Annotated in this window: 26 protein-coding genes and 1 riboswitch; of the genes, 11 read left to right on the forward strand and 15 right to left on the reverse strand. The window is 37.5% G+C overall.

Going from position 1 to position 21726, the window contains the following annotated elements; genetic code table 11:
* Nucleotides 1-300: 300 nt before the first annotated feature.
* Nucleotides 301-1890: a phosphoenolpyruvate carboxykinase (ATP) gene (gene pckA / locus AC1D0Y_RS05465; protein WP_028411848.1), complete on the forward strand. Its 1590-nt coding sequence runs from the start codon at nt 301-303 to the stop codon at nt 1888-1890.
* Between the two features lie 34 nt (nt 1891-1924).
* On the opposite strand, the gene AC1D0Y_RS05470 is transcribed toward pckA, so the two are convergent.
* Together AC1D0Y_RS05470 and AC1D0Y_RS05475 are read right to left on the reverse strand one after the other, a co-directional pair.
* Nucleotides 1925-2167, reverse strand: a complete 243-nt coding sequence (locus tag AC1D0Y_RS05470) for a DUF2584 domain-containing protein (protein WP_028410471.1) — start codon at nt 2165-2167, stop codon at nt 1925-1927.
* A gap of 54 nt (nt 2168-2221) precedes the next feature.
* Nucleotides 2222-3004: an alpha/beta hydrolase family protein gene (locus tag AC1D0Y_RS05475; protein ID WP_217598454.1), complete on the reverse strand. Its 783-nt coding sequence runs from the start codon at nt 3002-3004 to the stop codon at nt 2222-2224.
* A gap of 172 nt (nt 3005-3176) precedes the next feature.
* Between AC1D0Y_RS05475 and AC1D0Y_RS05480 the strand changes: the two genes are divergently transcribed.
* The 3 genes from AC1D0Y_RS05480 to AC1D0Y_RS05490 are packed head-to-tail and all read left to right on the forward strand — an operon-like array spanning nt 3177 to nt 5740.
* Nucleotides 3177-4175 carry an ABC transporter substrate-binding protein gene (locus AC1D0Y_RS05480; protein WP_028410470.1) on the forward strand — a complete coding sequence of 333 codons (999 nt, stop codon included), beginning with the start codon at nt 3177-3179 and terminating at the stop codon, nt 4173-4175.
* Nucleotide 4176: 1 nt separating this feature from the next.
* Complete coding sequence (locus AC1D0Y_RS05485) at nt 4177-4947, forward strand: ABC transporter ATP-binding protein (RefSeq protein ID WP_286127790.1); 771 nt, start codon at nt 4177-4179, stop codon at nt 4945-4947.
* Nucleotides 4934-5740 carry an ABC transporter permease gene (locus tag AC1D0Y_RS05490; protein WP_060747087.1) on the forward strand — a complete coding sequence of 269 codons (807 nt, stop codon included), beginning with the start codon at nt 4934-4936 and terminating at the stop codon, nt 5738-5740. Before AC1D0Y_RS05485 ends, AC1D0Y_RS05490 begins: the two co-directional genes overlap by 14 nt.
* A gap of 46 nt (nt 5741-5786) precedes the next feature.
* Here the strand turns inward: AC1D0Y_RS05490 and ytkD are convergent, their stop codons facing one another.
* From ytkD to AC1D0Y_RS05515, 5 genes are all read right to left on the reverse strand, one after another.
* A complete protein-coding gene (gene ytkD / locus AC1D0Y_RS05495; RefSeq protein ID WP_013059543.1) occupies nt 5787-6257 on the reverse strand; it encodes an RNA deprotection pyrophosphohydrolase in 471 nt (156 codons plus the stop codon).
* 104 nt (nt 6258-6361) lie between these two features.
* The gene (locus tag AC1D0Y_RS05500) at nt 6362-6682 is read right to left on the reverse strand and encodes a hypothetical protein (RefSeq protein ID WP_028410467.1); all 321 of its coding nucleotides are present in this window, start codon (nt 6680-6682) and stop codon (nt 6362-6364) included.
* 74 nt (nt 6683-6756) lie between these two features.
* Nucleotides 6757-7182 (reverse strand): phage holin family protein, encoded by a 426-nt coding sequence (locus tag AC1D0Y_RS05505; protein WP_028410466.1) that lies wholly within the window; start codon nt 7180-7182, stop codon nt 6757-6759.
* An 81-nt stretch (nt 7183-7263) separates the two neighbouring features.
* Complete coding sequence (locus AC1D0Y_RS05510; protein ID WP_013085268.1) at nt 7264-7704, reverse strand: Dps family protein; 441 nt, start codon at nt 7702-7704, stop codon at nt 7264-7266.
* Nucleotides 7705-7867: 163 nt separating this feature from the next.
* Nucleotides 7868-8341: an S-ribosylhomocysteine lyase gene (locus AC1D0Y_RS05515; protein ID WP_013059547.1), complete on the reverse strand. Its 474-nt coding sequence runs from the start codon at nt 8339-8341 to the stop codon at nt 7868-7870.
* A 150-nt stretch (nt 8342-8491) separates the two neighbouring features.
* Between AC1D0Y_RS05515 and yidD the strand changes: the two genes are divergently transcribed.
* Nucleotides 8492-8719, forward strand: coding sequence for a membrane protein insertion efficiency factor YidD (gene yidD, locus AC1D0Y_RS05520; RefSeq protein ID WP_013059548.1), 228 nt, complete (start codon nt 8492-8494; stop codon nt 8717-8719).
* A gap of 3 nt (nt 8720-8722) precedes the next feature.
* Here yidD and AC1D0Y_RS05525 read toward each other — a convergent pair whose 3' ends face one another.
* Nucleotides 8723-9295 carry a beta-class carbonic anhydrase gene (locus AC1D0Y_RS05525; protein WP_013085269.1) on the reverse strand — a complete coding sequence of 191 codons (573 nt, stop codon included), beginning with the start codon at nt 9293-9295 and terminating at the stop codon, nt 8723-8725.
* Between the two features lie 119 nt (nt 9296-9414).
* Here AC1D0Y_RS05525 and AC1D0Y_RS05530 point away from each other — a divergent pair, with 119 nt between their 5' ends.
* Both AC1D0Y_RS05530 and AC1D0Y_RS05535 read left to right on the forward strand, forming a co-directional pair.
* A complete protein-coding gene (locus tag AC1D0Y_RS05530; protein ID WP_477707365.1) occupies nt 9415-10602 on the forward strand; it encodes a GTP-binding protein in 1188 nt (395 codons plus the stop codon).
* A gap of 83 nt (nt 10603-10685) precedes the next feature.
* A complete protein-coding gene (locus tag AC1D0Y_RS05535; protein WP_060747085.1) occupies nt 10686-11645 on the forward strand; it encodes a metal ABC transporter substrate-binding protein in 960 nt (319 codons plus the stop codon).
* Between the two features lie 29 nt (nt 11646-11674).
* On the opposite strand, the gene AC1D0Y_RS05540 is transcribed toward AC1D0Y_RS05535, so the two are convergent.
* Nucleotides 11675-11920, reverse strand: a complete 246-nt coding sequence (locus tag AC1D0Y_RS05540; RefSeq protein WP_013059552.1) for a type B 50S ribosomal protein L31 — start codon at nt 11918-11920, stop codon at nt 11675-11677.
* A gap of 152 nt (nt 11921-12072) precedes the next feature.
* Here AC1D0Y_RS05540 and AC1D0Y_RS05545 point away from each other — a divergent pair, with 152 nt between their 5' ends.
* Nucleotides 12073-13407 (forward strand): cytochrome ubiquinol oxidase subunit I, encoded by a 1335-nt coding sequence (locus AC1D0Y_RS05545; RefSeq protein ID WP_028410462.1) that lies wholly within the window; start codon nt 12073-12075, stop codon nt 13405-13407.
* A gap of 15 nt (nt 13408-13422) precedes the next feature.
* Nucleotides 13423-14460, forward strand: a complete 1038-nt coding sequence (locus AC1D0Y_RS05550) for a cytochrome d ubiquinol oxidase subunit II (protein ID WP_060747083.1) — start codon at nt 13423-13425, stop codon at nt 14458-14460.
* Between the two features lie 29 nt (nt 14461-14489).
* Here the strand turns inward: AC1D0Y_RS05550 and AC1D0Y_RS05555 are convergent, their stop codons facing one another.
* The 3 genes from AC1D0Y_RS05555 to AC1D0Y_RS05565 are packed head-to-tail and all read right to left on the reverse strand — an operon-like array spanning nt 14490 to nt 16055.
* The gene (locus AC1D0Y_RS05555) at nt 14490-14948 is read right to left on the reverse strand and encodes a flavodoxin (protein WP_028410460.1); all 459 of its coding nucleotides are present in this window, start codon (nt 14946-14948) and stop codon (nt 14490-14492) included.
* A 15-nt stretch (nt 14949-14963) separates the two neighbouring features.
* Nucleotides 14964-15719: a hypothetical protein gene (locus AC1D0Y_RS05560; RefSeq protein ID WP_477707366.1), complete on the reverse strand. Its 756-nt coding sequence runs from the start codon at nt 15717-15719 to the stop codon at nt 14964-14966.
* A gap of 54 nt (nt 15720-15773) precedes the next feature.
* The gene (locus AC1D0Y_RS05565; protein WP_013059557.1) at nt 15774-16055 is read right to left on the reverse strand and encodes a DUF2325 domain-containing protein; all 282 of its coding nucleotides are present in this window, start codon (nt 16053-16055) and stop codon (nt 15774-15776) included.
* 207 nt (nt 16056-16262) lie between these two features.
* On the opposite strand from AC1D0Y_RS05565, the gene AC1D0Y_RS05570 reads away from it, so the two are divergent.
* Both AC1D0Y_RS05570 and AC1D0Y_RS05575 read left to right on the forward strand, forming a co-directional pair.
* Nucleotides 16263-16421, forward strand: coding sequence for a DUF1540 domain-containing protein (locus AC1D0Y_RS05570; RefSeq protein WP_013059558.1), 159 nt, complete (start codon nt 16263-16265; stop codon nt 16419-16421).
* A gap of 66 nt (nt 16422-16487) precedes the next feature.
* Nucleotides 16488-16691, forward strand: coding sequence for a hypothetical protein (locus AC1D0Y_RS05575; protein WP_013059559.1), 204 nt, complete (start codon nt 16488-16490; stop codon nt 16689-16691).
* A gap of 29 nt (nt 16692-16720) precedes the next feature.
* Here the strand turns inward: AC1D0Y_RS05575 and AC1D0Y_RS05580 are convergent, their stop codons facing one another.
* The 3 genes from AC1D0Y_RS05580 to menC form a co-directional block, all read right to left on the reverse strand.
* On the reverse strand, nt 16721-17764 hold the full coding sequence (locus tag AC1D0Y_RS05580; RefSeq protein ID WP_013059560.1) for a ribonucleotide-diphosphate reductase subunit beta: 1044 nt from the start codon (nt 17762-17764) through the stop codon (nt 16721-16723).
* Between the two features lie 16 nt (nt 17765-17780).
* Nucleotides 17781-20024, reverse strand: a complete 2244-nt coding sequence (locus tag AC1D0Y_RS05585) for a ribonucleoside-diphosphate reductase subunit alpha (RefSeq protein WP_028410458.1) — start codon at nt 20022-20024, stop codon at nt 17781-17783.
* A gap of 133 nt (nt 20025-20157) precedes the next feature.
* A riboswitch (cobalamin riboswitch) is annotated at nt 20158-20343 on the reverse strand.
* 279 nt (nt 20344-20622) lie between these two features.
* A complete protein-coding gene (gene menC, locus AC1D0Y_RS05590; RefSeq protein ID WP_028410457.1) occupies nt 20623-21726 on the reverse strand; it encodes an o-succinylbenzoate synthase in 1104 nt (367 codons plus the stop codon).

A 21726-nucleotide genomic window follows, 5' to 3' on the forward strand; every position in this document is an offset into this window, starting at 1 on the left:
TTATGTTTGAATCTGTTTTAATGTAACATACTCAAATTCTGAAATAGTACATCTTATTAAGAATTATCACTAAGTTTGGTTAATAAGACAGATCAAAATGAGGCTTTTACTTAAAACAGCTTCACTTTTTTCGCTTCTAGCACATATACATGTGTCTAAAATAGGTATAACGTACATTTTTTTATAATACACAAACATTTTTAGTTAAATAGTATAGAATAATTAAATAAATGTGTTATACTAATTATAAATTTCAAACATTAATGAATAAATAATAGCTAAAAAAGGAAGGTAGTGCACATGAGTACTGTTGATATGTCTATCGAATTAAATGGTTTGCTTCAATTAAAAACAACAAAACACCAATTATCTGTTCCACAACTTGTTGAAAAAATTCTAGCTCGACGCGAAGGAACGCTGACTTCTACAGGTGCTGTGTCAGTCGAAACCGGAAAATATACAGGTCGCTCTCCTTTAGATAAATTTATTGTAAGCGATGCTGTGTCTTCAAAAACGGTTGAATGGGGACCTGTCAATCAGCCAATTTCTGCTCAGCGATTCGATGCGCTATACAAAAAAGTCTTAACTCACTTAAAGAAGCAGGATGAACTTTTTGTTTTTAATGGATATGCTGGAGCTGATAAAAAGTATCAGTTACCAATTCAAGTAGTTAATGAATTTGCATGGCACAACCTATTCGCTCAGCAGTTATTCATTCGCCCTTCAGCCGAACAAAAAACAAATGATGATGTGAAGCCGTTTACAATTGTAGCAGCTCCAACGTTCAAAGCTGATCCTGAAACAGACGGGACGAACTCTGAAACCTTCATTATTCTTTCGTTAGAGCGACGTATTGTGCTAATTGGAGGAACTGAATACGCCGGTGAAATGAAAAAATCTATTTTCTCAGTGATGAACTTCTTGCTTCCTCAAAACAATATTCTATCCATGCACTGTTCTGCTAACGTAGGAGAAGAAGGTGACGTTGCATTATTCTTTGGTTTATCTGGAACGGGTAAAACAACGCTTTCTGCTGATGCAAACCGTCGTTTAATCGGAGATGACGAGCACGGTTGGTCAAGCTCTGGTGTATTTAATATTGAAGGAGGATGCTACGCGAAGTGCATTCAGCTTTCCGAAGAAAAAGAACCGCAAATTTTCAATGCAATTCGCTTCGGCGCCGTACTGGAAAATGTAGTGTTAAATCAAAATACGAAAGTAGCAGATTATAATGATAATAGTTTAACAGAGAATACTCGTGCCGCTTATTCAATTGACTCTATTGATAATACAGTATTGCCAAGCGTTGCTGGGCACCCTACAGCTATTGTCTTTTTAACTGCCGATGCTTTTGGTGTCTTGCCTCCAATCAGCAAGCTTACAAAAGAACAAGCAATGTACCATTTTCTTAGCGGATACACTAGTAAGTTAGCTGGAACAGAGCGCGGCGTAACATCGCCACAGGCTACTTTCTCTACATGCTTTGGTGAGCCTTTCTTACCTCTTGCTCCAACAACTTATGCAGAAATGCTAGGAAAGAAAATCGATGAACATAATGTAAATGTCTACCTTGTAAATACTGGATGGACCGGCGGTGAATACGGCGTGGGAGAACGAATGAAGTTAAGTTACACTCGAGCTATGGTTCAAGCAGCCCTTGAAGGAGAACTAGCTAATACCGAAACAGTAACAGACGCTATTTTTGGTTTATCAATTCCAACTCATGTTCCGGGAGTTCCTGATGAAGTGCTTCAGCCTTCTAAAGCATGGAACGATGCAACAGCTTATAATCAAAAAGCAACTGAGCTTGCTGCTAAATTCAAAGCTAATTTCAAGCGTTTTAATGATGTAGCATCTGACATTTCAACATTAGGCGGACCTAGGGTCTAATAAAAAACCGATCGTCTTAGAGACGATCGGTTTTTTAATTAGTCGAATGTAATTTTGTCAGTTCATATGTGACAATGGTTTTTTCCTGTTCCATTTCTACCTTACGCACAATAGCAGTTCCAATACATTCTCCAGTTTTCGTTTTGTGAATGTTTAATGGAATATCTAACGGATACAAGCGATATCCTTTTTTCTCAATTTGAAAAATGTTATCCGTTACACGCTTTTCGTTGCCTTTTGTCACAATCATTGTATTTAATTCTAGCGGCATCCCCATTTTTTCTCACTCCTCACTGTTATTCTACTTGTTTTCTCTATCGTAGCATATCTTTTATTGCGCTTTCATCCACTTCGTTAACTTCTTCACCGTTTCTCGGTTTTCTTTTGGTGGAAAAGCATGTGGAAAGTTTTCGAAATACCAGCTGGTAACTTTTTTATTGGCCTTCTTTAGTTTAGATTCGAGCTGATAGGAATGATCAATCGATACGTTTTTATCTTCTAAACCATGAATAAGCAAGACCGGCGGCTCGACGAGATGAGCACGGTGCAAAGGTGTCCTCCATTCGTATCTTTCAGGATATTTAGAAGGAGTTCCTCCAATTACCCGCTTCATCATTCTTCTTAAATCTTCTCTTTCTTCATATGTCAGCACCATATCCGTGACGCCTCCCCATAACACAAGAGAGCGGCTGTCGTTTTTTTCAATGGCTGTGAGTAAAGCCATCACTCCCCCTCTTGAAAACCCAAAAATATGAATGCGGTCACGGTAGACGTTAGGGAGCTGTTTCAGTAAATCGTAAGCAGCAAAAGCATCGTAACGATCATCTCCTGCAAAATCTTCGTTTCCTTCGCCTCCTTGATTTCCCCTATAGAACGGAGCCATCACAATAAAACCTTGAGAAGCAAATTGAATAAGTCGAGCAGGACGAACCGTTCCTACGTTCTTAATACCTCCTCTTAAGTATAAAAAGCCGTCATACATTCCTTTTTCTTTTGGCTCTGCGAGCATTCCTTTAATCTTAAGCCCTTGACATGCATATGTAATCACCCACAGCGCTACACGAGGGTTTGATGATGGGAAACGCTGTTTATGAAGAATTGTTCCATCTTTCATTTTTTTCCTCCATTCTTTATATAACTAGCCTGCTTTCTCCCGCTAAGGTGTACTTTCAATTGTTGGCTAATACTTCTTTGATTTTACACATAGTTATATAGGCACTCACCTTCTTCTACTTTCTTACATACATTATCATAAAATATTTTATTCTTTTAAGGAGGTTTGCTTTATGAAACCAATCAAATGGCTTTTTTCTTTGCTTGCTATTATGATTTTACTCATTCCACTAATTAGCTGCAGCAAAACAACATCTGTACAAACGGTTCGTGTCGGCGAAGTAACTCGCTCTATCTTTTATGCTCCCCAGTACGTTGCTATTTCAAAAGGCTTTTTTGAAGAAGAAGGACTAAAAGTAGATTTAAAAACAACGTGGGGCGGAGATAAGACAATGACGTCACTTTTATCTGACGGCATCGACGTCGCCTTAGTCGGCTCGGAAACTTCAATCTACGTATATGCACAGGGGTCTAGTGATCCCGTCATCAACTTTGCACAACTAACCCAAACCGACGGAACATTTCTAGTAGCGCGTAAAAAAGTCGATCACTTCTCATGGGATCAGCTTAAAGGCAAAACGTTTCTTGGTCAACGTAAAGGCGGTATGCCGCAAATGGTAGGGGAATATGTGTTGAAACAGCATAATATTGACCCTAAAAAAGATGTAAAACTCGTTCAAAACATTGATTTTGCTAACGTTGCGAATGCTTTTGCTTCTGGTACTGGAGATTACGTTCAATTATTTGAGCCAACGGCTAGTATTTTAGAGCAACAAGGAAAAGGACATATCGTTGCTTCCTTCGGAAAAGAATCAGGAACAGTTCCTTATACAACATTTATGGCCAAAGAAAGCTATTTAAAAAATAACCCTGAAGCGGCAGCTAAATTTACTCGAGCTATTTACAAAGCACAAAAATGGGTGAATACACATAGCTCAGATGAAATTGCTGAAGTGGTTGCACCGTATTTTGAAGATACACCTAAAGACACGCTAAAAACCGTGATTGACCGCTATAAATCCCAAAAATCTTTTGCAACTAACCCTTTATTAGATCAAAAAGAGTGGGATCATTTACAAAAAATCATGGATGAATCTGGAGAACTTCCAAGACACATCGACCACAACAAGCTAGTCAACACAAAATTCGCAAAAGATGCAATGAGTGAGTAATATGACAAAACTTCACATTCAAGATGTTCAGCATATGTATCTTACGACAAAGTCTGCTACCACTGCACTTGAACATATTAATTTGTCTATTGAAGAAGGAGAATTTGTTTCCTTTCTCGGCCCAAGCGGATGTGGAAAAACGACGCTTCTATCGATTATTGCAGGCTTGATTGAACCAACGTCCGGCTCTGTCACAATAGACGGTGAAAATATCGGAACATCAGTCCCAAACATCGGTTATATGCTTCAACAAGATTATTTGTTTCCGTGGAAAACTATTAAAGAAAATATTTTACTTGGGCTTGAAATTCGCGGACAGCTAACAGATAAAACAGAGAGTGAAGCACTGTTACTCCTAAAAGAAATTGGTCTACAAGGCGTAGATGACCTGTATCCACACCAGTTATCCGGAGGCATGAGACAACGCGTCGCTTTAGTCCGAACACTTGCCATTGACCCCGCTATTTTACTCTTGGATGAACCTTTTTCAGCACTTGATTTTCAAACAAAACTCAAGCTTGAAGAACTTGTTTCCAAAACGCTGATGACTTATCAAAAAACGGCTGTTTTGGTCACGCACGATATTGGCGAAGCCATTGCTATGAGCAGCCGAATCTTTTTATTCTCAGCCAAGCCGGGAAAAATTGCAAAAACATTCACGGTTCCTTCTATTTTACGAACCCTTTCTCCGTTTGAAGCACGACAGCATCCGGTCTATAACGATTTATTTATGGACATATGGAAGGAGCTTGATCAACTTGAAACCCACTAGCTCCCTAGATACTCTTCACGAAAGCTACCTTCGCAAGGTTCGAGGCGAAAAACGATTAGTACTGAGCGTGCAGCTGATCATGTTCTTAGCCTTTTTTAGCTTCTGGGAACTGGCTTCTCGTTTAAAGTGGATTGACCCTTTAATTTTCAGTTCCCCTACTAAAGTATGGAATTTATTTCTAATTAAACTTGCTGACGGCTCGCTGGCAGAACATATTGGTTTTACATTATTTGAAACGGTTCTCGGCTTCATTCTAGGCACATTACTAGGTATTTTACTTGCAACGGCCCTTTGGTATTCAACTAGGCTTGCACATATATTAGATCCTTACCTCGTTATTTTAAACGCCATGCCTAAAGTAGCGCTGGGCCCTATTTTAATTGTAGCAATCGGGCCAGGATTTTTCTCAATTTTAACGATGGGAGCAATTATATCCGTTATCATTACATCCATCGTCGTTTACACAGCCTTTAAAGAAGTTGATCCAAACTATATTAAATTACTAAAAAGCTTCGGGGCAACGAAAACCCGTTGTTTTAAAGAAGCTATTCTTCCAGCTTCCATGCCTGCCATTATTTCCACATTTAAAGTAAATGTCGGCTTATCTTGGGTAGGCGTCATCGTAGGAGAATTTTTAGTTTCTTCAAAAGGGCTTGGATATATGATTATTTATGGTTTCCAAGTCTTCAACTTTACTCTTGTTCTTCTCAGCTTATTATTAATTGCCATTTTCGCTACGATTATGTACCAAGGCGTTGCTTATTTAGAAAAGAAATTGATCCGACGCTCATAAAAAATCCCCCCGTACAAACGGGGGGATTTTTATTAATACGATGCTTTTACAAAAATGTTCGCTTTACATATTTCATTACATATTGTAAAACATTATCTTTCATGATGAAGCTGTATGCATCATCTTGTTGAATGCCCGAAGGTAGTTCATCAATCATTACGGGACCATCTGTTTCCATGTAGTCTTCTTTTTTAATTACATTTCCAATAGTAGCAAAATAAATATTTTTAATAATGGTCTTTCCTTTACTTACTACTTTGTACTGACCAATATAAGTCAAAGAAGAGACTTCTCCGCCTGTTTCTTCAAATACTTCTCGAACCGCTGCTTCTTCTGGTACTTCATTGCCTTCTAGTTTTCCTCCGGGAAATTCTAAACCTCGTTTTGAGTGATTCGTTAGCAACCATTGATTTTCATACCTGCATACGACCCAAACATGACGTGGAGTTTTCGAGAATGGATTTTTTTCAAATGATAAAAATACTTGATTATGATATGCATCCTTAAATGTGTACATGGTCGACTCAAACTCCATTTGATTTTTCCCTTATTTTATCATACATTACGGCCATACCTGATAAGAAAAGTATGCTCGTACTTTTTTTATTTGCTTTTTACCCCTTATTCCATTCTATCTGAAGATAAAATATTCATCTGTTTGATATGTGATTTTGTTTCATCGTCTCCCAGCTTATAAAGCATGGCATATATGTCAACTGTTGTTTTATCGTACATATCATTTTGAGAATCATGATGATACTCCAGATACGGAATATGTGATCGCCAAAAGCTTGACCAATCGCTTGAAGCGCGCTGATCTAAATAGGTTCTCAGCTGCTCCACTTCTTCATCTGTTGCTTCAATGGCATAATTCCAGTCTGAAGCAGTATTTGACTGATTGATTTCCCCTGAACTCAGAGATACATAATATTTTTTTGTCATGAAAGATATTCAGCTCCTTCTTTCTAGTGCCAACTTATCTTTCTTATTTGTATCTTATTCTTTTTTTATACACTCTAAGATTTAAAGCGGTCTTTTAAAATCGCTATTGCTTTTTTTAACGGCTCTGGAATCGGAACCCCTACAATTCTTGCGTTTTCTGTAATTGAAATCATTTCGTTTAAAATATAGAATAAAATAGCTCCATCTCGAATAATATGACCGTTTTCCCAAAATACAGAATCGATAAAGTTTGCTACAGCAATCATGGCAAAAATAAAAATCTTTTTGGCAATTCCTTTAAAACCTACTTTGCTAGATAAACGTTTATTTATAAAAGCTGCAATCGTGCCTGTCAAATAATCCATTGTCACTAATGCTACTAAAGCCATTAGTAAATAGTCCCACTCTCCAAATAAAAAAAAAGCCAGTGAACCTAAACTTGAGATTATCAAGACAGAAAGCTTCTGCATATCCACTTTTTTCACCCTTTCAGCAGTCATATCCCTACAGTATATGCCGGTGAAAAAAAAGTGTTCGTCCATCTTATCATAAAAAAACCTGCGATTACTCGCAGGTTTTAATCACTTGCCTAGGAATGATTTTAACATCCACGTATGCTTTTCTAAGCTTTGATGAATGGCTAACAGCATGTCTCCTGTTGTTTCGTCGCCCGCTTCACCGGCTGCGTCCATTCCTTCTTTTAATTCAGCAGTTAGCGTATCAAAATCGCTTACTAAAGAAGCAACCATATCTTTAGCCGTTTCGCTTCCATCCGCTTCTTTAATAGAAGAAAGTTCTAACGATTCTTTCATTGTTGCCACAGGTTTTCCTTCTAATGCTAAAAGGCGTTCTGCAAGGTCATCAATAATTGTAGCTGTTTCCGTATACAGCTCTTCAAACTTTTCATGAAGAGTGAAGAATTGTTCACCTTTTACGTACCAGTGAAAGTTATGAAGTTTTATGTACATTACACTAAAATTCGCTACTTGTTTATTAACGATTTCATTTACATTTACTGCCATGTTTTTCGCTCCTTTGTGAACTCTTTGTATAATATAGTTGTACCCTTTTTTAGTTGATTAAAACATTTTTTTCATAAAAAGAGACATTTCCCTTTCTTTAGACTTAGAGAAACTTCTTCCTCTTTTTTCAAATAAAATAAGCAGCCCAGCGGACTGCTTATTTTTAGCCAAATACTTTTTCTAAATCTTCTTTGTCCTGTTCTAGCCAGAACTTCATCAAGCGTTTTGCTCCTTCTAAATCGTGAAGTTTCGCTTGGCCGCACTGCTTTTCATTTGCTGCTGGAATTTCAGTAATGTTAATTGCATCTTTTAACGTATCGTCTAACAAATCAATAATTTCACGTACAGTCGGCTCACCGCTCACTACTAAATAGTACCCTGTTTGACATCCCATAGGTGAAATATCAATAATATCAAAGTGATCGTATTTTTCTACATGAGTACGAATATTAAAAGCTAATAAATGCTCTAGCGTATGAATAACGTCCGGCTTCATTGCTTGTTTGTTTGGCTGGCAAAAACGAATATCAAATTTATTTACAACGCCGTCGCTTCCCACTTTGTGAACACCGCAGTGTCTTACGTAAGGTGCTTTAACCGCATTATGATCTAGCTCAAAACTTTCTACTGATGGCATAATACCACTCCTTTTCTCTTCTTTCACCTATCATAACATGCAATTCCGATATATTTCATCCATTTAATAACCTTTATTTCTTTTAGTTGCTTTTTATTCCTTCTATCCCTTATAGTATGAGCAAACACGAAAGAAAGAACGTGATAATAAATGATTGCAAAGCTTTTGCTTTTACTTATAAAAGGATATCAAAAAGGAATTTCACCTTTTCTTCCGGCAAGGTGCCGGTTTTACCCTACCTGCTCCCAGTACGGAGTTGAATCCATTAAACGCTTTGGTGCCGTAAAGGGATCTTATTTGACTGTAAAACGCATTTTAAAATGCCACCCGTTCCATCCGGGTGGCATCGATGAAGTACCTGAGAAAAAATCACACTAAGCTTTAGTTGTTTTCGATTGCTTCATACCCATTTACAACAACATCTAGCTTTCCTGTATTTGGATCAATAACTAGTCCATGTACAGGAGTATCTTTTGAAAATAAAGGATGATTACGGATTGTCTCTACACTATGCTGAACAGTCTCTTCTACTGAATCAAAACCCGTTAACCATTGTTTCAAGTCCATAGAATATTCAATAGTATTAATCACTTCATCTGAGATGCCTTTTGCTCTTACTTTCTCTAAAAAAGGTTCCGCCTGAAGTTTACCTGCTCCACAGTCGTGGTGACCAATTACACATACCTCATCTGCTTGAAGCTCGTACACAGCTACTAAAATGCTTCGCATAATACTTCCAAATGGATGTGAAACAAGCGCTCCTGCGTTTTTAACAATTTTCACGTCTCCGTTGCGCAAATTCAAAGCGTGTGGAAGTAATTCTACCAATCTTGTGTCCATACACGATAAAATAACCATTTTTTTATCAGGGAATTTGCTTGTTTCGTAAAGTTCATACTTCTTTTCTTCTACAAATTTTTGGTTGAATTCTAAAACATCTTGTAATAAGCTCATCTGCTGTCTTCTCCTTCATAAAAAAAATTCTTTCTTGTATTATAATACTTTTTCCTATAAGATGAAAAGTGTTAAATCGTAATCGTTATTATTTAAAAACAAGAAAGTAGGTTATAACAGTGAAAAAAATTCCCGTTACCGTTTTAAGCGGATACCTTGGTTCAGGTAAAACAACGCTTTTGAACCATATTTTAAAAAATAAAGAAAGTTTAAAAGTTGCGGTCATTGTCAATGACATGAGCGAAGTAAATATTGATGCAGACTTAGTTAAACAAGGCGGATTCTTTCGAACAGATGAAAAACTTGTTGAAATGCAAAATGGCTGTATTTGCTGTACGCTTCGAGACGATCTAATGAAAGAAGTAGAACGCCTAGCAGACAATGGTGATATTGATTATATTGTCATTGAATCTTCCGGAATCAGCGAACCTATCCCTGTTGCTCAAACATTTACTTATATTGATGAAGAGCTGGGCATTGATTTAACTCAGAAATGTTCGTTAGATACGATGGTCACTGTAGTAGATGCCAATCGCTTTTGGGAAGACTTTTCATCCGGCGAAAGCTTATTGGACCGCAAAGAAGGAACAGATGAAAACGATACAAGAGAAGTGATTGATTTGTTAATCGATCAAATTGAATTTGCAAACGTCATTTTGTTAAACAAAGTTGATTTGTTAACAAAAGATGATGCAGATGAGCTGCAGGCTGTTCTTCACAAATTAAACCCAGAAGCCACTGTTATCCAAACAATTAATAGTGAAGTAAGCCTTGAAGCCATACTTCATACCGAGTTATTCGACTTTGAAAAAGCTAGTCAAGGAGCCGGATGGATTAAAGAATTAAATGAGGAGCACCATACGCCTGAAACGGAAGAGTTCGGTATTTCTTCTTTTGTATACAGAAGGAATCGTCCCCTTCATCCTGAACGCTTTATGAAATGGTTAGAGAACTGGCCGGTTGATATTGTACGTGCAAAAGGATTTTTCTGGCTTGCTTCGCGTAATAATATGGCAGGACTTCTTTCTCAAGCAGGTACGTCCATTATGATTCAAGCAGCGGGTGAATGGATAGCAACTTACGCCCCGGAAGAAAGAGAACAAACCTTAAAAGAAGAGCCTGAATTACGAGCAAAATGGGATGAACAATTTGGAGATCGTATTAACGAGCTCGTTTTCATTGGTATTGATATGAACAAAGCTGAAATAATTGAAACTTTAGACCGCTGTTTGCTGACAAATGAGGAAATGAATCAAGATTGGGCTACTCTCAAAGATCCCCTTCCTAAATTTACAGTAAGTGCGTAAATTTTTAGTTTTCAAATCGTAATAATTACGATATAATAACATAGGTCATAAATGGTTACGATACGAACGGAAGGAGCAACATAATGAAATTCAAACCACTTTTAATGGTGCTTGCATTAGGAATTGGAACAGCTCTTGCAGGGTGCAGTTCAAGCAGTGCAAATAACGCATCTGATAATAAAAACAAAAAATTAGAAGTTTATACAACAATCTACCCTTTACAGGACTTTACTGAAAAAATCGGTGGAAAATATGTAAACGCTAAAAGCATTTTACCAACCGGTGTAGATGCGCACTCATTTGAGCCTACAACAAAAACAATGGTCAAAATCGCCAACGCGGACGCATTTGTTTACTCAGGAATTGGACTTGAAGGTTTTGCAGATAAAGCACAGTCTACACTTAAAAATGAAGATGTAGCTTTAGTAGAAGCTGCAAAAGGAATTAAATTAGCAAAGAGTTCTGAAGATGAGCATGCCCACGAAGACGAACATGCCCATGAAGAAGAGCATAACCACGGAGATACAGACCCTCACGTTTGGCTTGACCCTGTTTTAGCTATTCAATTAGCAGAAAATATTAAAGACGAACTTATTGAATTAAAACCAGATAAAAAAGCAGAGTTTGAAAAGAACTTCCAAGCGTTAAAGACTCAGCTTGAAGATGTGGACCAAGAGTTAAAAACAACGATTGGCGACGCACCTCATAAAGAAATTTTAGTATCACATGCAGCCTATGGCTACTGGGAAAAACGATACGGCTTAAAGCAAATTAGCGTAGCGGGTTTATCTCCTACAAATGAGCCGTCTCAAAAACAATTAGAAAACATCGTAAAACAAGCAAAAAAAGACCATATCAAATACTTTATCTTTGACCAAAATTTAAAGCCTAAAGTGTCTACGCTTGTAAAAAACGAAGTAGGAGCTCAAGCTTTAACACTTCATAACTTAGAGTCATTAACAAAAAACGATGTTAAAAATAAAGAAGATTATTTCTCCATTATGCAACACAACATTGATACCTTGAAAAAAGCATTATATTAATAAAAAAACTAGCCTCCCGGCTAGTTTTTTTATTGTAATTTATATTTTTGCTTAAAGCGTTCTACACGGCCGCCTTTATCAGCAAATTTTTGTTTTCCTGTATAAAATGGATGTGTATCCGAACTGATTTCAACTTTTAAAAGCGGATATGTGTTGCCATCTTCCCATTGAACGGTCTCATTTGATTGTTTTGTAGATCCTGATAAAAATGATGTTCCGCTATTTGTGTCCATAAATACAACTTTACGATAGTCTGGATGAATATTGGTTTTCATAAAATATCTCTCCTTTAAAACAATATATGTTCATTATAATCGTAATGATTACTATTTTCAAGTGATATGTTTTACCAATTCCGATGCATAAAGCGTGGTAAAAAGTGGACAATAAGGTTTATCAATACTTTACTGGAAAGGTTGAAAAATGAATGGATCATTTAGTTACTGCACGTTCAATGTTTGGCCTGAACATGGGAGTACATATCATTTTTGCCACCCTTGGTGTCGGCATTCCTCTCATGATTTTATTGGCTGAAATTCTTTACTACAAAACAAAAGATAAAGATTATGAACTTATGGCACAGCGCTGGACAAAAGGAGCTGCCGTCCTGCTTGGAGTCGCTATTCCTACGGGAACAATTGCTGGTGTACAACTAGCGTTGCTTTGGCCGGGTTTTATGGAAATTGTAGGAAAAGTAATGGCTCTTCCCTTTCAAATTGAAATTTATGCTTTCTTTATTGAGGCTCTGTTTCTCTCTATTTACGTATACGCAGCGGACCGTATTTCTCGAAAAATGAGGATTATCAGTCTGATTTTAGTAGCAATAGGAGCACTTGCCTCTGCCGTTTTAATTACCAACGTGCATGCATTTGAAGGAACACCTGCTGGCTTTCGAATTTTAAATGGAGACATTGTAAGCGTAGATCCTTGGGCAGCTTTCTTTAATCCGAGCTTCTTTGTAACGTCCGGTCACGTAGCCGTTTCTGCTTATACAACTGGAGGCTTCGTCATTGCTTCAGTCGCTGCCTTTAAAATGCTTCGTGCGCGAAAACATAATCCAAGAGAATATAAGTTTCATCATAAAGCGCTGATGATGGGATTAGTAATCGGCGGGATTTTCTCTTTTGTAACGGCTTTGAATGGACATGAATCTATGCAAAAAGTATACGAATATCAACCCGAAAAACTTGCAGCAGCTGAAGGTCTATTTGAAACACAAGATCATGCACCATTAGCTTTAGGCGGATTTACAGATGAAAAAGAACAGCGAGTCAAGTATGGAATTGAGTTTCCATGGATGCTCAGCTTCTTGTCGGGTAATAGCTTTAATACAGTGATTACTGGACTCAATGACTTCCCTAGGGATTATTGGCCGCCGCTTTTTGTGCATACCTTGTTTAACGGTATGGTCATTATCGGATCGATTTTAATTTTCGTGGCGCTAGTGGGCGTTGTTTGGTATAAGTTTTTAAAGAAGAAAAGCTTCCCGAAAATTTTCATGTGGGCATTTGTCGCAACGGGCCCTCTCGCGATCATGGGCATTGAATTCGGATGGATTTTTGCATGTACCGGAAGACAGCCCTGGGTCATTTACCGCATCATGCGTACATCAGAAGCAGTTACCACTTCTGCTAATTTGCATATTTTATTTTTTTTATTTTTGCTTGTTTATATCGTACTCGTGGCCGCAGTCGCCCTTGTACTGGTGTTTTATTTCAGAAGAAATCCGCTTTCTAAAGAGCTTGCTGCGCAAGCAGATTAAAAAGGATGTGAGAATATGGGTGATTCATTACTAGCAATTACCGTAATATGGGGCTTCATTTTTATCTATGCCGTAATGGGAACGATGGATTTTGGAGCTGGTTTTTGGTCGATGGTATATATTAACCGTACGAAAACAAATGCTACAGATGTAGCAAACAGATATCTATCGCCTACTTGGGAAGTAACCAATGTATTTATCGTTGCGATTGTGGTTGCGCTGTTTAGCTTTTTTCCTCGAGCTACATTTACGCTTGGAACAGTGCTACTAATACCGGGGAGTATCATTTTACTTCTCTTATCTATTCGAAGCGGATTTTTAGTGTTTTCACACTATGCTAGCAGCTTCAAATATCGGAGAGCATTGGTTTATGTATCCGGTATCTCTGGTGTATTAATTCCTGCTTTTTTAATCGCGGTACTGCCAGTAAGTCAAGGTGGATTTATTGATATAATTGACGGCACGCAGCGATTAAATTTAGCAAAAGTGTTTTCAAGTCCGCACGTCTATTCATTTATTGGTTTTGCCATTACCTCTTCCCTGTTTCTTTCGTCTCTTTTATTAGCAGATTACTCGAAGTCATCTGACGAAATGGAAGCTTATGCGGTCTATCGGCGCGATGCGCTCATTACAGGACCTCTTTCACTGCTAATGGCTATCTTTATTATGATTACAATGCAATCAGAAGCCAGCTGGTTATATGATAAAATGATGCAGTTTAAGCCTCTTCTTTACGGATCTGTAGGTCTATTTGTAGTAGCTGGTATTGCTCTGCTGCTCCCTTCTCAAAAAGGAAAAGGCATGCCTCGTTTAGCCGTGGTATCCATTATCCTTCAATATTTCTTAGCAAGTTACGTATACGGACGAAGTCATTTACCTTATGTTGTCTATCCAAACGTAACGATTGAGAATGGATTTACACATCCCGATGCGTTTCATTCTTTATTTATTGTGTATATTGTTGGTTTTGCTATTTTATTTCCTGGATTCTTTTATTTCTGGCGTCTATTTATGAAAGATAATAAAGAATACAGCAAAAAGAAGCCATATTAAAAACCCGGTCAGCACTTGACCGGGTTTTCTTATGAAGCAGCAGATTTTGCTACTACTTCAGCAAAACCTTTAGCAAATACCTTACATTTTTCTACATCTTCTCCAAAGGGAGAGAGCTCGATTTTCAAACCGGGAACGGCTATATTTCCGTTACGTTCCTTTATTTTTTCTTCAATTAAATCAACTGCTCCGCAAAAAACATCATATGATGAATCACCTGAGCCAAATACAGCCATCTGTTTCTGACTGAGATCTATATCATCCATTTCCTCATAAAGATCTAAAAAATCATCTGGCAGCTCTCCATCTCCCCACGTATAAGCTCCAAAGATAATAGATTCCGCGGATACAAGGTCAGAAGCATCGATGTCATATACTTCTGCTCGTTTCACATGCAATCCATGCTTGACTAATTCTTCTTCGATCAAATCGGCTATCGCTTCTGTGTTACCTGACATACTCGCATAAGCTAGTAAGATTTCCTTCATGTAAATAACGCTCCTTTACACCAGCAGTGTTGGCCGCACATCCCTTTCTTCAGCACATTCTTGTTGAAGAGGACAGTTTTCACACTCACTGGATGCATAATTCTTTTGAAAATGTTTTGGTTCCATTAACACACTTTTGACAATATGTAGTTGAAGTATGGCTTTTTGATAATCGTCTGGGGCAATATGATAAGTTGTTGTTTCTCCAGTTAATAATGAATAAAAACGAATTTGTTCAGGAACCTTTTTAAAAGCTTGTTTCGAAAAAACGATAATAAAGTCTTTCATTGCGTTTTTCACTTCTTCATGGTCATCTAGAATGAATTTTGTTAGCGTATAAGATTTCTCTGTCCATGCAGCAAAATCAATGGTTAGAGAAAGGTTGCTTTGAATTTCTTCTACATAAACGCTGTATTTTTCAAACACAAAAAGCGGTAGTTCCACATGTGCTTTTTCCCCTAAAAACTTTAGTAAATAATCGCTTACTTTAGCTAACACATCGTAATAGTGAACGGGTGATGAAAACATATTTGGCTTTAGGCGCCAATATTTTTCAATAAGCTGTAAAACATAGAGGTTTGAGCGATACTCAACTGGCTTGCTATAGTATGTTTTAATGATTTGATGGACAGTTACTTGAACGAGCTGTTTCCAATCTATAGATGTTTTTTTCAAAAGAAGCTGCTGCTGATAAAATTTGTACGGACATCGAATAAATTGTTCGATGTGGTCGTTAGAGAGTGTCTTTATATGCACTTTTATCGGTTCCACCTATGTCTCACCACCCTAATTGAAATTCATTCTCAATAATAAGTGAAAATTAAATCATGAAATCTGCTCAATCACTTTACGAATAGCACTCCATGAATGTTTGACGAAATAAATTGGTTTTTTTTGTTTTTTTGCTTTCTCTTTAATGACTTTTGCCATATTGTGATTAATAAAATCCGTAATAACTAATACAAACCCAATATGTTCGGGTATTTCTCGCTTCACCATATTGCTTTTACGGCCATCTAAATGAATGACTTCATTAAACCCTTCTCCCGCTAAACGATCTGTAATATGCTTTAACCTGTCTCCTCCTACAACCATAACTGATGACATGTTTGTTCCCTCCCAATTAATTATTCATTTAATGATTTACCAACAACTTGTATCCTTTACTATATACACAGTTTAATTGAGAATGATTCTCTTTGTCAATGTTTAATTGATAAAAATTCTCAATTAAAATGAAAGTCTACCACCTTTCTTATAAGTTAGTTGAATTTTGACCATACTATAGCTATCACATACAAAGGGGGGTTAACGTTGGAACAAAACATTCTTTGTGAAGTAAATAACTGTCACTTTTGGAAAAATGGAAATCACTGCAGCGCAGAAGAAATTTACGTGGTAAGTCATAGCGGAAAACATGCAGCAAGCAGCTATGAAACAGACTGTAAAACGTTCAAGCCAACTGAAGCGTAACCCGCAAAAGGACAGCCTCTGGGTTGTCTTTTTTCTCTCTTCAAGATCATAAAAAAGGAGACTAATATGAAAACTGAACAACTGATTCATTTTTTTAAAGAAGAAGCCATAAAAGCAAATGAACAAACCTTTCCAATCTATGTACAATCGTTTACTCATTTATGGACATATAAATGGGGAACACTTGAAAACATTCCAGAAGAAATTGATGACTTAATTACCACACGTGCGTTAGAACTTGGACTTATTCACTTAAAAAAAGCTGACTAATCAATAAGGAAATTAGTCAGCTTTTGTGTTTATAGATCATCAAATCCATTCGCATCTGATGCTTTTGTATATTGTCTTGATTTCTGTTCAAAGAAATCCGTTTTCCCTAAATCTACCTCTTGATAAGCAATAATCCAACGAAGAGGATTTTCAATCGGTGCTTCTGGGAAAGCAGCTCGGCCGAAGCCTAATTGATTACAGCGTTTATTAGCCATGTATTCAATATACTGCTGCAGTTCTTTCATCGTGATGCCGTCGAATTTTTCTCCGATAACAGATTCCGCCCATTCAATTTCAAGACGAGCTGCCTCTTGGAACGTTTCAACTACAAACGTTTCTAGCTCTTCCGTACGATAAGCTGGATTTTCATTTAGTACTTCCTTGAAAATCTTTTCAAATAACCCAACGTGAAGCTGTTCATCACGATTGATATAGTTAATCATCGTAGATGTCGCCACCATCTTTTGATTTCTCGCAAGATTATAGAAGAAAGCAAATCCGCTATAGAAGAAAAGGCCTTCTAAAATAACATCATATACCATAGACTTCAAAAAGTTTTCAACCGTTGCTTCTTCGCTAAATGCTTTATATCCGTTTGTAATAAAGTCATTTCGAGCGCGAAGCTTTTCGTCTGTGCGCCAGTATTCAAATACTTCATCTTGTTTTCCTTTTGGTACAAGACTTGATAAAACATATGAATACGAATGATTATGAACCACTTCTTGCTGCGCTAAAATAATCATTAGAGCATTAATCGAAGAATCGGTTACATAGTCAGCTACTTTGCTAGCATAATCTGATTGAATACTGTCCAGTAGCGCCAGCAAGCCAATAATTTTTAAAAAACTCTCTTGTTCGTCAGCCGTTAACTGAGGGAACTGCTTAATATCTTGACCCATATTAATTTCAAACGGCGTCCAGAAGTTAGCTAGCATACGCTTGTATTTAGGGAACGCCCATGAAAATCGGACGTCATCCCAGTTTAGAATATTTGAGCTCTTGCCGTTGATGATTCCTGTCGAACGGTTCGGAGCTGTTTCGTTCATTAATTCTCGTTTTAACATGCTTGTCATCAATTATTCACTCCTTTTAACTATGACAGCTTTCACATTCTTCAATGACTTCACTTGATGTTGAACGTACGTAGTAGGTCGTTTTTAACTTTTCTTTCCATGCCGTCATATGAAGATCCAGCAGCTCTTTTGCTCGGATATCATTTTGCACATATAAATTGAATGAAATGGATTGATCAATATGGCGCTGGCGCTTGGCGTTTTGCTTAATGCTCCAGTGCTGATCAATTAAATAAACGGACTTATAATACCAGTTTGTTGCTGGTGATAAATCCGGTGCCGTCACCGGGATTTTATAGTTTTTCTTTTCCTCTGAATAAAACTTACGGAAAATCGGATCAATACTTGCAGTAGAACCCGCGATAATAGATGTTGATGAATTAGGTGCTACAGCCATTAAGTAGCCATTTCTTATCCCATTGTTTTGAACTTCGTTACGCAGTTCACTCCACGCTTCGCTTGTGTATTTACGTGTTTCAAAATAAGCGCCTGACTCAAAATCTGAGCCTTTAAATAATGGATATGCACCTTTTTCTTTAGCTAAGTTCATGCTTGCCTGTACGGTTAAGTAAGCGATTTGCTCATACAATTCATCGCAATATGCTACCGCTTCATCTGTTTCCCATGCTATTTTCTTTAAGGCAAGCAAATGGTTCCAACCAAATGTGCCAAGCCCTACTGCGCGGTACTTTTGGTTTGTTAGTTTTGCTTGAAGTACCGGCAAATCATTTAACTCAATAACGTTATCAAGCATGCGTACTTGAATTGGAATTAAACGTTCAAGCACATCTTCAGTTACGGCTCTCGCTAAGTTGATAGAAGAAAGATTACATACAACAAAATCGCCCGGATTCTTTGTAATAATAATTTTTCCGTCTTCCGTAATTTCCTCTGTTACGACCGTTGTGCTTTGGTTTTGCGTAATTTCTGTACATAAGTTGCTGCAGTAGATCATGCCCTCGTGGCGGTTTTGATTAGCTCGGTTAACCGTATCACGATAGAACATATAAGGCGTCCCCGTTTCAAGCTGCGAAAGCATAATGCGCTTGAAGATTTCAATAGCAGGTACTGTCTCTCTTGAAAGCTGTTCATTATTTACACACTCAGCGTAACGAGTGCGGAACGAACCGCTGCCTTCTTCTTCATCATAAAAATCTTCTAACGAGTAGCCCATCAGCGTACGAACTTCGTGAGGATCGAATAAGTGCCAGTCTTCACGTGCTTCTACTTTTTCCATAAACAAATCTGGCAAACATACGCCAGTGAATAAATCATGCGTGCGCTGGCGTTCGTCACCATTGTTCAACCGCGCGTCTAAGAATGAAAAGATGTCTTTATGCCATACGTCTAAATATACGGCAATAGCCCCTTGTCGTTGACCTAGCTGATCGACACTTACAGCCGTATTATTTAGCTGTTTCATCCATGGAATTGTTCCTGATGATACGCCTTTAAAACCTTTTATATCACTTCCTCGGCTTCTAATATGACCGAGGTAGACACCAATTCCGCCTCCATTTTTACTAAGCGTGGCCAAATCTGTATTGCTATCATAAATACCGCGTAAGCTGTCATCAATCGTATCAATAAAGCAGCTAGATAGCTGTCCGTAGCTCTTTCCTGCGTTTGAAAGCGTTGGTGTGGCAACCGTCATATATAGACTAGAAAGCGCCCAGTACGCTTCTTTTACTAATGCTGTTCGATTTTCTTTCTTTTCTTGAGACATCAGCGTCATAGCAATGATAAGAAAACGTTCTTGCGGTAATTCGTATACGCGCTTATCATGTGATGTCGCTAAATAGCGATCTGCTAATGTCAACAATCCAATGTATGTAAATAAACGATCGCGTTCAGGAATAATGACTGAAGCAATTTCATTAATTTCTTCTTCTGTATATGTTTTTAATAGCTGTTTATTATAAATGCCGATTTTTGTTAGTTCTTGAATAAGCTGATAAAACGAACCGTACTTCTCTTTTTTATCATAACCTCGGTTGTCCGCTGCTTTTCGATATAGTTCGTTTAAGTAGACGTCTGCCGCTACGTACGTCCAATCTGGTTCTTCCATTGAAATACGCTCTAAGGCTGCTAAAATTAGGACGTTTGCAACCTTTTCGTCCGTCATATTTTCCTTTACTGTAACAGTTTGAATAACCTTTTCCTCATACAAAGAAAAATCAAGCTGCGTAAATTCATTTTTTAAACGTTCAATATATGCAGTTAATTCATGTAGAATTGTAGGCTTTAATGTATTCACCATAAATATGGCTCCTCTCTTCACTTCAAAATAAAAAATCGCTCACCGTACCTCGGTGAGCGAATAGAACGAAGATAGAAGAAGACACTAAGTCTTTTCTCAATCCTCGCTCTACCCTCTCACCTCCCGAAGAAGATAAAACGACATAAAAAAGGCAGGTCTCCTGACTTATGCTTCTTTTTACTTTAAGGCCTTCCCATGATGTTTACTCACAGTGGATCTCCTTATTTCATCAGCATTCACAGTTGCGGGGACAGCTTTGGATTTTCACCAAATTCCCTTTTAAGTCTTTTTATCAGACACCTTTTTCACTGGAAAACACAAAATATAGTATTTTATTATCGATTTCAAAACAACATATTGTGTTATGTTATAAACACATTATATAGGACAACTTAGAAAACTATCAACCTATTTTCAAAAATAATTTTGTTTTTTACGATAAAACTCTTCGACTTTTTTCATCAAACTATTCCATCATAACATGTTTTGACACGCTTGATGGAACAATGTGCTCTTTTTAAAAAATTTGTCCTATTTTTCTACTAAACATTAACAACCTCAATAAAAAAAACCGTTTTACATAAAAAACGGTTTTTAATTATTGGTATTCTTTTTCAAATGCTGTGATTGTTTTGATAAAGTTTTTATCGATATCGTATCCTATCCCCGGTTTTCCCTTCACCTTTATTACTCCAGCTTCTACCTCTACTTCGGGCTTAATAATATCTTTTTCCCAATAGCGAGATGACGCAGAAATATCACCTGGTATCGTGAAAGAAGGCAATGTCGCAAGGGCGATGTTATGAGCTCTTGAAATCCCGGCTTCTAACATTCCGCCAACCCAAAGTCTTACACCATACTGGGCGCACAAATCATGAATTTGCTTTGCTACGGACATTCCGCCAACTCGACCGATTTTCACATTGATAATCTTACAGCTTCTTTGTTCAATTGCATGACGTGCATCTTCATAGCTCACAATACTTTCATCTAAGCAAATTGGCGTCTGCATTTGCTTTTGTAACAATCGATGATCAAGGATATCATCAGAACTTAACGGCTGTTCGATCATCATTAAATTCAATTCATCTAGTTTCTTCAATGAATCACTATCGCTTAACGTATAGGCTGAATTGGCATCAGCCATAAGAGGAATGCTTGGAAATTCATCTCGAATTTGTTTCAGTAGCTCATAGTCAGCACCCGGCTTAATTTTCACTTTAAAGCGCTTATAGCCATCTTTCATGTAAGTCTTTATTTGTTCTTTCATTATGGAAATATCATTTAAGCCAACTACCACTCCAGCTTCTACAGCAGACCTTACTCCTCCAATTACTTCAGATAACGGTTTGTTCTGCCGCTTTGCATACAAATCCCATACAGCACAGTCTAAAGCTGCTTTAGCCATGTTATTTCGCTTTAGAGGTTTGAATAACTTTTGAACATCCTCTGGTTTTTGAAGCTGCTGATGAAGAAGCGAGGGAATTAAAAAATCGTCTAACATATGAAAACACGTCTGAATCGTTTCTTCCGTATACCAAGGAGATGAAAAAGCAACTACTTCTCCCCACCCTGTAAATCCTTGTTCATCTTCTACTTCAAGCAAAATCAATTCTCGATCCTGCACTGTACCATAGCTTGTTGAAAAAGGAGAAAGAAGCTTCATGTCAATTTTATAAAGATGTACTTTTTTTATAATCAT

It is taken from the genome of Priestia sp. P1_B12_1, assembly GCF_056406695.1.

Bases quoted from the DNA above. Each gene is read 5' to 3' on its own strand.
- AC1D0Y_RS05540 (WP_013059552.1), bottom strand. From the start codon at position 11,920: ATGAAAACCAATATTCATCCAGACTATCGTAAAGTTGTATTTATGGAC.
- AC1D0Y_RS05565 (WP_013059557.1), bottom strand. From the start codon at position 16,055: ATGTCATCAGTTATGGTTGTAGGAGGAGACAGGTTAAAGCATATTACA.
- AC1D0Y_RS05515 (WP_013059547.1), bottom strand. From the start codon at position 8,341: ATGCCATCAGTAGAAAGTTTTGAGCTAGATCATAATGCGGTTAAAGCA.
- AC1D0Y_RS05580 (WP_013059560.1), bottom strand. From the start codon at position 17,764: ATGACAAGCATGTTAAAACGAGAATTAATGAACGAAACAGCTCCGAAC.
- AC1D0Y_RS05475 (WP_217598454.1), bottom strand. From the start codon at position 3,004: ATGAAAGATGGAACAATTCTTCATAAACAGCGTTTCCCATCATCAAAC.
- AC1D0Y_RS05500 (WP_028410467.1), bottom strand. From the start codon at position 6,682: ATGACAAAAAAATATTATGTATCTCTGAGTTCAGGGGAAATCAATCAG.
- AC1D0Y_RS05485 (WP_286127790.1), top strand. From the start codon at position 4,177: ATGACAAAACTTCACATTCAAGATGTTCAGCATATGTATCTTACGACA.
- yidD (WP_013059548.1), top strand. From the start codon at position 8,492: ATGATTGCAAAGCTTTTGCTTTTACTTATAAAAGGATATCAAAAAGGA.
- AC1D0Y_RS05550 (WP_060747083.1), top strand. From the start codon at position 13,423: ATGGGTGATTCATTACTAGCAATTACCGTAATATGGGGCTTCATTTTT.
- AC1D0Y_RS05545 (WP_028410462.1), top strand. From the start codon at position 12,073: ATGGATCATTTAGTTACTGCACGTTCAATGTTTGGCCTGAACATGGGA.
- AC1D0Y_RS05555 (WP_028410460.1), bottom strand. From the start codon at position 14,948: ATGAAGGAAATCTTACTAGCTTATGCGAGTATGTCAGGTAACACAGAA.
- AC1D0Y_RS05585 (WP_028410458.1), bottom strand. From the start codon at position 20,024: ATGGTGAATACATTAAAGCCTACAATTCTACATGAATTAACTGCATAT.
- AC1D0Y_RS05535 (WP_060747085.1), top strand. From the start codon at position 10,686: ATGAAATTCAAACCACTTTTAATGGTGCTTGCATTAGGAATTGGAACA.
- pckA (WP_028411848.1), top strand. From the start codon at position 301: ATGAGTACTGTTGATATGTCTATCGAATTAAATGGTTTGCTTCAATTA.
- AC1D0Y_RS05510 (WP_013085268.1), bottom strand. From the start codon at position 7,704: ATGGCAGTAAATGTAAATGAAATCGTTAATAAACAAGTAGCGAATTTT.
- AC1D0Y_RS05525 (WP_013085269.1), bottom strand. From the start codon at position 9,295: ATGAGCTTATTACAAGATGTTTTAGAATTCAACCAAAAATTTGTAGAA.
- AC1D0Y_RS05480 (WP_028410470.1), top strand. From the start codon at position 3,177: ATGAAACCAATCAAATGGCTTTTTTCTTTGCTTGCTATTATGATTTTA.
- AC1D0Y_RS05470 (WP_028410471.1), bottom strand. From the start codon at position 2,167: ATGGGGATGCCGCTAGAATTAAATACAATGATTGTGACAAAAGGCAAC.
- ytkD (WP_013059543.1), bottom strand. From the start codon at position 6,257: ATGTACACATTTAAGGATGCATATCATAATCAAGTATTTTTATCATTT.
- AC1D0Y_RS05575 (WP_013059559.1), top strand. From the start codon at position 16,488: ATGAAAACTGAACAACTGATTCATTTTTTTAAAGAAGAAGCCATAAAA.
- menC (WP_028410457.1), bottom strand. From the start codon at position 21,726: ATGATTATAAAAAAAGTACATCTTTATAAAATTGACATGAAGCTTCTT.
- AC1D0Y_RS05505 (WP_028410466.1), bottom strand. From the start codon at position 7,182: ATGACTGCTGAAAGGGTGAAAAAAGTGGATATGCAGAAGCTTTCTGTC.